We start from the raw sequence: 6,383 nt of genomic DNA, 5'->3' as shown, positions 1-6,383 counted from the left end.
TGCATTTAAACAAGAAAAAGTAGCTCTAAATACCTCTGTTTTATTGGATTTGCAATTTTTCAGCAAGCCCTAATTATAAATTCAACCAATTATTACATTAAAAAACCCACTATAAAGCAATTGCTTAATAGTGGGTTTTGATTTTATTAAAAAGTAAACAACTAATTAGTCATTCAACATTTTCCATAATTTATCTTTCAACTCCGTCAATCCCTGTTGCGCCACAGACGAGATGAACATATAAGGAACATCTTTAAAAGCAACATCAAGTTCTACTTTCAACTCCGCTTTCAATTCGTCATCAAGCATATCACATTTCGATATTACTAATAAACGTTCTTTATCCAGCATTTCAGGATTGTATTTTGTCAACTCATTAACAAGAATATCATATTCTCCTTTAATATCTGGCGTGTCCACAGGAACAAGAAACAACAATGTAGAATTACGTTCAATATGACGCAAGAAATAATGTCCTAATCCTTTACCTTCGGCTGCACCTTCAATAATCCCCGGAATATCTGCAATTACAAATGATTGATAATCTCTGTATGCAACAATCCCAAGGTTTGGCTTTAAAGTTGTAAAAGGATAATCGGCAATTTTTGGTTTTGCAGATGTCAAAACTGACAATAAAGTAGATTTTCCAGCATTAGGAAAACCAACTAAACCTACATCAGCAAGAACTTTAAGTTCTAAAATCACATCCATTTCACTACCAGGTAATCCAGGTTGAGAATATCTTGGAGTTTGATTGGTAGAACTTCTAAAGTGCCAGTTCCCTAAACCACCTTTACCCCCTCTAGAAAGAACTTGTTTCTCTCCATCTTCGGTAATTTCAAATAAAATTTCGCCCGTTTCCTTGTCTTTCACTACTGTTCCTAATGGTACCTCGATAAATTTATCGTCCCCATCAGCACCAGTACTTCTGTCACCACTACCATCTCCACCGTTACCCGCTTTGATATGTCTTGCAAATTTTAGGTGAAACAAAGTCCAAAGTCCTTTGTTACCCACTAAAAACACGTGTCCACCACGACCACCATCACCACCATCAGGCCCACCTTTTTCAATAAATTTCTCTCTATGCAAATGCGTAGACCCCTTTCCACCTTTTCCGGAAGAAACAAATATTTTTACGTAATCTACGAAGTTCCCTTCTGTCATAACTCTTTCTTTTACTTCGACATTAATTTTAAACAACCAGCAGTATATTGACTTTACTACAGCTCTTTAAAACATTCTGTCATTTTTTTTTTGTATTCACTATTGAATTACATCATTCAAACTTAAAACAGTCTACAACTGCTTCAAACATTGTATTATCGCAATGATTTCACCATCACTTTATCGATCTTAATTCCATCCATATCGAGCACTTCTAACTCAAATCTATGCCAAACCAATTTTTCACCTTGTTTTGGTATATGAGATAGCTCAGTCATGATTAATCCGCTTACGGTTGTCACTTCGTAATCATTAATCAAATCATCCAATTCAAAGTAAGTAAGAAAATCATGTAGCGAATAATGGCCATCTACTAGCCATGAACCGTCCTCTCTTTCTATTAACTTAAAATCTTCTTTATAAAACTCAGACGCATCACCTACTAAGGCTTCTAGGATATCATTTAGCGTAATAATCCCTTGAAAAACACCATATTCATCTGCCACGAATGAATAATGAATTCCGCTCTTTTTAAATTGTTCCAGCGCTGTGTATGCTGTTGTATGTTCCATCATGAAGGGAGCGTCAGTCATTATTTTTGAAAGATCGATCGTTTCGTCATCGATGCGTGCAAAAATGCTTTTGAGATTCACAACCCCTACAATATCATCATAATCTTTTCCATAAACGGGATACATAGAATGTAAATCCTCGATTATGTATTCTTTAATTTGTGTTTTATTTGAATCTAATGGTAAAAAAACCACTGATTTTCTATGCGTCATTAAGGAATTGATCTTTCTATCTCCAATATGAAAAACACGTTCCACGATATCTTGTTCAATTTCTTGCACCTCTCCACCTTCGGTACCTTCTTTAATGAAGGCTTTGATTTCTTCTTCAGTTACTTTACCATCGGCGTTGGGTTGAATTTGCATGACCTTTAATAAAAATTCCGTGGCATGCGTAAGCAACCAGATAAAAGGCGCTGTTGCAATTGAAACCATTTTCATGGGCATTGCGACCGCTTTGGCAATAGAAACGGGATGATTCATACCAATCCTTTTGGGTAGCAATTCTCCTAAAACCAGAGAGAAAAAAGTCAAAACCACCACAACTATCCCAACTGCGATAGTGTGAGAATAGGGTTTTAAAATTTCGAAACCGCTTACAAAAGTTTCTACATTTAAAGTGATTTTATCACCACTATAAATACCTGTTAAGATTCCGATTAAGGTAATCCCGATTTGAACCGTTGATAAAAACTTATTAGGCGAATTTGCTAACTCTAGTGCCACTTTAGCACTTTTGTTTCCTTTTTTTGCTGCCGATTCTAATCTGTTTTTTCTAGCTGAAATCAGTGCGATTTCGGACATGGAGAAAACTCCATTTAACAGAATTAAAAAAAATATTATTAGTATTTCCATGTTTCTTTTAGCCCAGATGGCAGTGAAAAGTGCGCCGCTTTTAAAACTTTATTTTTCTTGATAAAAAAGAGCGACCAGCGGAAGCTCCTTTTTTATTGTAGAAAAATTGTTTTACAAGCAAGCACTTGTAACGCACAGCTGGAATTGCTCCTTATAAATTATCAATAACTGAACTTAGTCTAACCGTAATTTCTTCGATAGTTCCTATTCCGTTTACGGCATGGAACTTCCCTTGTTTTTCGTAATAGCCCATTAATGGCGCTGTTTTTTCATTGTATTCTTGGTAACGATTTCTGATTTTATCTTCATCTTGATCGTCAATTCTACCACTTGTTTTTCCTCTTTCAAGTAAACGAGCAACTAGGATTTCATCATCGGCTTCTAGCGCAACTGTTGCTGCTACTTTTGAACCTATTGATTGTAGAAAAGCGTCTAATGCCTCGGCTTGAGAAATTGTCCTTGGGTAACCGTCAAATAAAATTCCGTTTGTATCTGGATGTTTATTTACCTCATCAATAAGCATTTTAGTAGTCAATTCGTCTGGAACTAAATCTCCAGCGTCCATGAATACTCTTGCTTGTTTACCAAGTTCCGTGTCGTTTTTTAAATTAAAACGAAATACATCCCCAGTAGAAATGTGTGTTAACTTATACTTTTCTTTTAAAAACTCGGCTTGAGTTCCTTTTCCTGCTCCTGGTTTCCCAAATAAAACAATATTAGTCATAGTAGTGTTGCGTTGTGTAGTTATTCTTTTAATTTATATACTTCGGGTAAATTTCTACCAAGGCCATCATAATCCAGACCAAAACCAACTATAAATTTATTTGGAATTCGGATTCCAACGTAGTCTATTTTAATGTCTTTTTTATAGGCTTCGGGTTTAAAAAACAAGGTAGCTGTTCTTAATTTTTTTACGTTTTGTTTTTTGAACAATTCGTATAGTTCAACAACTGTATTTCCAGTGTCTACGATGTCTTCGATGATTACTACAGAACGACCTGTTAAATCTTGATTTAGTCCAATTAATTGTTTTACCTCCTCAGTAGATGATGTTCCTTCGTACGAGGCCATTTTTATAAAACTTAGTTCGCACGGGTTTTTATAGGCCTTCATAAAATCCGAAACGACCATAAAAGAACCATTTAAAACTCCGATAAAAACGGGAGTTTCATTGCTAAATTCGGCAGCTACTTGAGCCACCATTTTATCTATTGCTAGAGCTATTTCGGTAGCTGATAAAAACGGAACAAATTGTTTATCGTGAAGTTGAATCATTATTTTTGTGTTTAAAATAATGCGCAAAGATATGAATTTCTGAATTGAGAATTCAGAATTAAAACCATAAGAATAGCCTTCAATTGAAAATAATAGGTATTTTTGGTTCAATATGAATGAGGAATTTTATAAAAAGGTAGCAAACAGCAATGCTTATCGCGCTAGTCGTGATGAAAACGCATTGTTCGTCTTGACTGATTCTCGTTTATTTCCTGACTTATTACAGATTGGCTTAGACACTTTTGACAAAAATCATTTTAAGGCGTGCTGGATTATGGAAATTGTATTAGAAAAACAATTGCATTTACTTACGGATTATCTAGACGACTTTTGTAGGCAGCTTTCTCATTTTAATAATGAAAGTGCTTTGCGTTCAATCTCAAAAATATGTTTGTTTTTAAGTCAGCATATTTCCCTTACCCCTTTACAAGAAGAACAAATTACCGAATCTTGCCTGGACTGGCTGATTGAAGAAAAAAGAAAAGTGGCTACAAAAGCGTACGCAATTCGCACTTTATTTGAAATTGGCAAAAAACACCCTTGGATCTACCCCCAGCTAGAGCGCATATTAACGGATGATTACCCTAAATATTCGGCAGGCTATAAAGCAGTTGCACGGGAAATATTGAAGAAAATAAAATAGGTTTTTAGACCTAAAAAAAAACAGCTGCAAAACTTAATTTGCAACTGTTTTTAAACTATTTATTGTGATTTGTTTTTTTTTCTAAAATTTAAATCGAATAAAAAACTCATTTGTGTTTCGGGCTGTTGCCATGACGGACCTAGTACTCACTTCATACACATAACCAAACATCATTCTTTTACTAATTGTGAAATCGACCATTCCAGCAACCGCCTGATCAGTGCGATACATAGCACCAAACTCAAAATTATTTTGAATTTGAAGCATTGTCCCAAAGTCAACCGAAGCAGGAATTCCTTTTACATAACGCAATAAAAACGAAGGTTTCAATACTAAAGATGCATCCGGGTTAAGATCGAGATCGTATCCACCGCTCAAATAAATATGTGGTCTATCTGTAGCTACAGAAGCATATCCGTTCTTGTTTTTAGCATGCTCTGTATTTAACATTCTTGGAACAGACAACGACAAAAAGTAGTTCTCATTTTTCAATAACAACCCCATCCCTACATTAGGATTGAACTGATTGATTGACCCCAAAGCCGGATCCACTTGCAACGAATAGGTTTGAAGCCCAGTTGTATTTACATCATAAATGTTACCCCCTGCTTTTATTCCTAAATACAAATCTAAACCTTCGTTTACTTTTAATTTATATGATAAATCAAGACCTAACGTAGTTTGTTTTTCAATAAATGTTTTACTACTCACCATAGACAAACCAAGTCCTAAGTTTTTTCCAACTCCAGTTCCAAACGAAACTGCTTGGCTCTCCGGAGCTTCCTTCACGCCGGTCCATTGTCGTCTAAAAGAACTCATTACCATAGTTTCATTATCAACTCCAGTATAAGCAGGATTTATGACGTTCATATGATACCTATACAATGTAAAAGCACTCTCTTGTTGAGCAAAAAGGAGACTACTAAAAAGTAATAAGGCTCCTGAAATTATATTTTTAATTATTTTCATCTTTTGATTTCTTATTTTTTCAACTATCTGTTTATGTAGATCCAACCTTCTTGATTTGCCTTACTAGTACTCTCAAAATTAATTTGGTAGTAATAGCTTCCTTCAGGTAGTGTTTGATTGTTTTTATTACGTGCGTCCCAGTTATTTTGATAGTTTCTAGCAAAAAACACCTCTGCACCCCAACGATTAAAAACACGAACAACAGCATTAGGATAGTTTTCAATATTGTTAATCACCCAAGTATCATTTATACCATCGCCATTTGGAGTAATTGCCTCTGCAGCGGTTACTTGCAACGTATTAAGTCCTGCCGAAAAAGTTGCGCTGATGGTATGATTAGTTACTACTGTATTAAAGGTATAACTAGCGATTGCTCCTTGAGAAACACCATCGATCAAAACGTCTTGAATAACGTAATCATTATTAGCAGTAATACTGTATGTTTTATTTGTTCCGCTTGCTACAGATGAAACACCTGCTGGCGTAACAGATCCGTTAGCTCCTGAAGTTGCTGTGATTGAATAATTAACAACTGCAAAAGTCGCACTGATGGTATGATTAGCAATTACATTAGTAAAGGTGAAACTAGTAATTACTCCTTTAGAAACACCATCTACTAAAACATCTTGAATTGCATAACCACTAGCAGCAGCAATAGTATACACTTTATTTGTTCCGCTTGCTACAGATGAAACACCTGCTGGCGTAATAGATCCGTTAGCTCCTGAAGTTGCTGTGATTGAATAATTAACAACTGCAAAAGTCGCACTGATGGTATGATTAGCTATTACATTAGTAAAGGTATAACTCGCAATTGCGCCCTGAGAAACACCATCAACTAAAACGTCTTGAATTGCAAAACCACTAGAAGCAGCAATAGCATATACTTTATTTGTTCCGCT

The 6,383-nt window shown here is 35.3% G+C and carries 7 protein-coding genes; 1 reads left to right on the top strand and 6 read right to left on the bottom strand.

Annotation, left to right across the window (positions count from 1 at the left end; translation table 11 throughout):
• Positions 1-165: 165 nt before the first annotated feature.
• The 4 genes from obgE to hpt form a co-directional block, all read right to left on the bottom strand.
• Positions 166-1,167, bottom strand: a complete 1,002-nt coding sequence (obgE, locus tag H8R24_RS14245; RefSeq protein WP_187021615.1) for a GTPase ObgE — start codon at positions 1,165-1,167, stop codon at positions 166-168.
• 155 nt (positions 1,168-1,322) lie between these two features.
• The gene (locus H8R24_RS14240; protein WP_187021600.1) at positions 1,323-2,594 is read right to left on the bottom strand and encodes a hemolysin family protein; all 1,272 of its coding nucleotides are present in this window, start codon (positions 2,592-2,594) and stop codon (positions 1,323-1,325) included.
• Positions 2,595-2,745: 151 nt separating this feature from the next.
• On the bottom strand, positions 2,746-3,318 hold the full coding sequence (locus H8R24_RS14235; RefSeq protein ID WP_187021603.1) for an adenylate kinase: 573 nt from the start codon (positions 3,316-3,318) through the stop codon (positions 2,746-2,748).
• A 20-nt stretch (positions 3,319-3,338) separates the two neighbouring features.
• Positions 3,339-3,869 (bottom strand): hypoxanthine phosphoribosyltransferase, encoded by a 531-nt coding sequence (gene hpt, locus H8R24_RS14230; protein ID WP_187021605.1) that lies wholly within the window; start codon positions 3,867-3,869, stop codon positions 3,339-3,341.
• Between the two features lie 112 nt (positions 3,870-3,981).
• Here hpt and H8R24_RS14225 point away from each other — a divergent pair, with 112 nt between their 5' ends.
• Positions 3,982-4,512: a hypothetical protein gene (locus tag H8R24_RS14225; RefSeq protein WP_187021608.1), complete on the top strand. Its 531-nt coding sequence runs from the start codon at positions 3,982-3,984 to the stop codon at positions 4,510-4,512.
• Between the two features lie 81 nt (positions 4,513-4,593).
• Here the strand turns inward: H8R24_RS14225 and H8R24_RS14220 are convergent, their stop codons facing one another.
• Both H8R24_RS14220 and H8R24_RS14215 read right to left on the bottom strand, forming a co-directional pair.
• Positions 4,594-5,481, bottom strand: coding sequence for a PorP/SprF family type IX secretion system membrane protein (locus H8R24_RS14220; RefSeq protein ID WP_187021610.1), 888 nt, complete (start codon positions 5,479-5,481; stop codon positions 4,594-4,596).
• A 23-nt stretch (positions 5,482-5,504) separates the two neighbouring features.
• Positions 5,505-6,383 (bottom strand): gliding motility-associated C-terminal domain-containing protein (locus H8R24_RS14215; protein WP_187038212.1); only part of this gene is annotated, 879 nt, incomplete at its 5' end.

The sequence above is a fragment of the Flavobacterium muglaense genome, assembly GCF_014305155.1.
GTDB lineage: Bacteria > Bacteroidota > Bacteroidia > Flavobacteriales > Flavobacteriaceae > Flavobacterium > Flavobacterium muglaense.
The sequence above is the reverse complement of the archived record's forward strand: the minus strand, read 5'-3'. Positions and strand labels throughout refer to the sequence as shown.

Coding starts and splice junctions, on each gene's coding strand:
- obgE (WP_187021615.1), bottom strand. CDS start 1,167: ATGACAGAAGGGAACTTCGTAGATTACGTAAAAATATTTGTTTCTTCC.
- H8R24_RS14240 (WP_187021600.1), bottom strand. CDS start 2,594: ATGGAAATACTAATAATATTTTTTTTAATTCTGTTAAATGGAGTTTTC.
- H8R24_RS14235 (WP_187021603.1), bottom strand. CDS start 3,318: ATGACTAATATTGTTTTATTTGGGAAACCAGGAGCAGGAAAAGGAACT.
- hpt (WP_187021605.1), bottom strand. CDS start 3,869: ATGATTCAACTTCACGATAAACAATTTGTTCCGTTTTTATCAGCTACC.
- H8R24_RS14225 (WP_187021608.1), top strand. CDS start 3,982: ATGAATGAGGAATTTTATAAAAAGGTAGCAAACAGCAATGCTTATCGC.
- H8R24_RS14220 (WP_187021610.1), bottom strand. CDS start 5,481: ATGAAAATAATTAAAAATATAATTTCAGGAGCCTTATTACTTTTTAGT.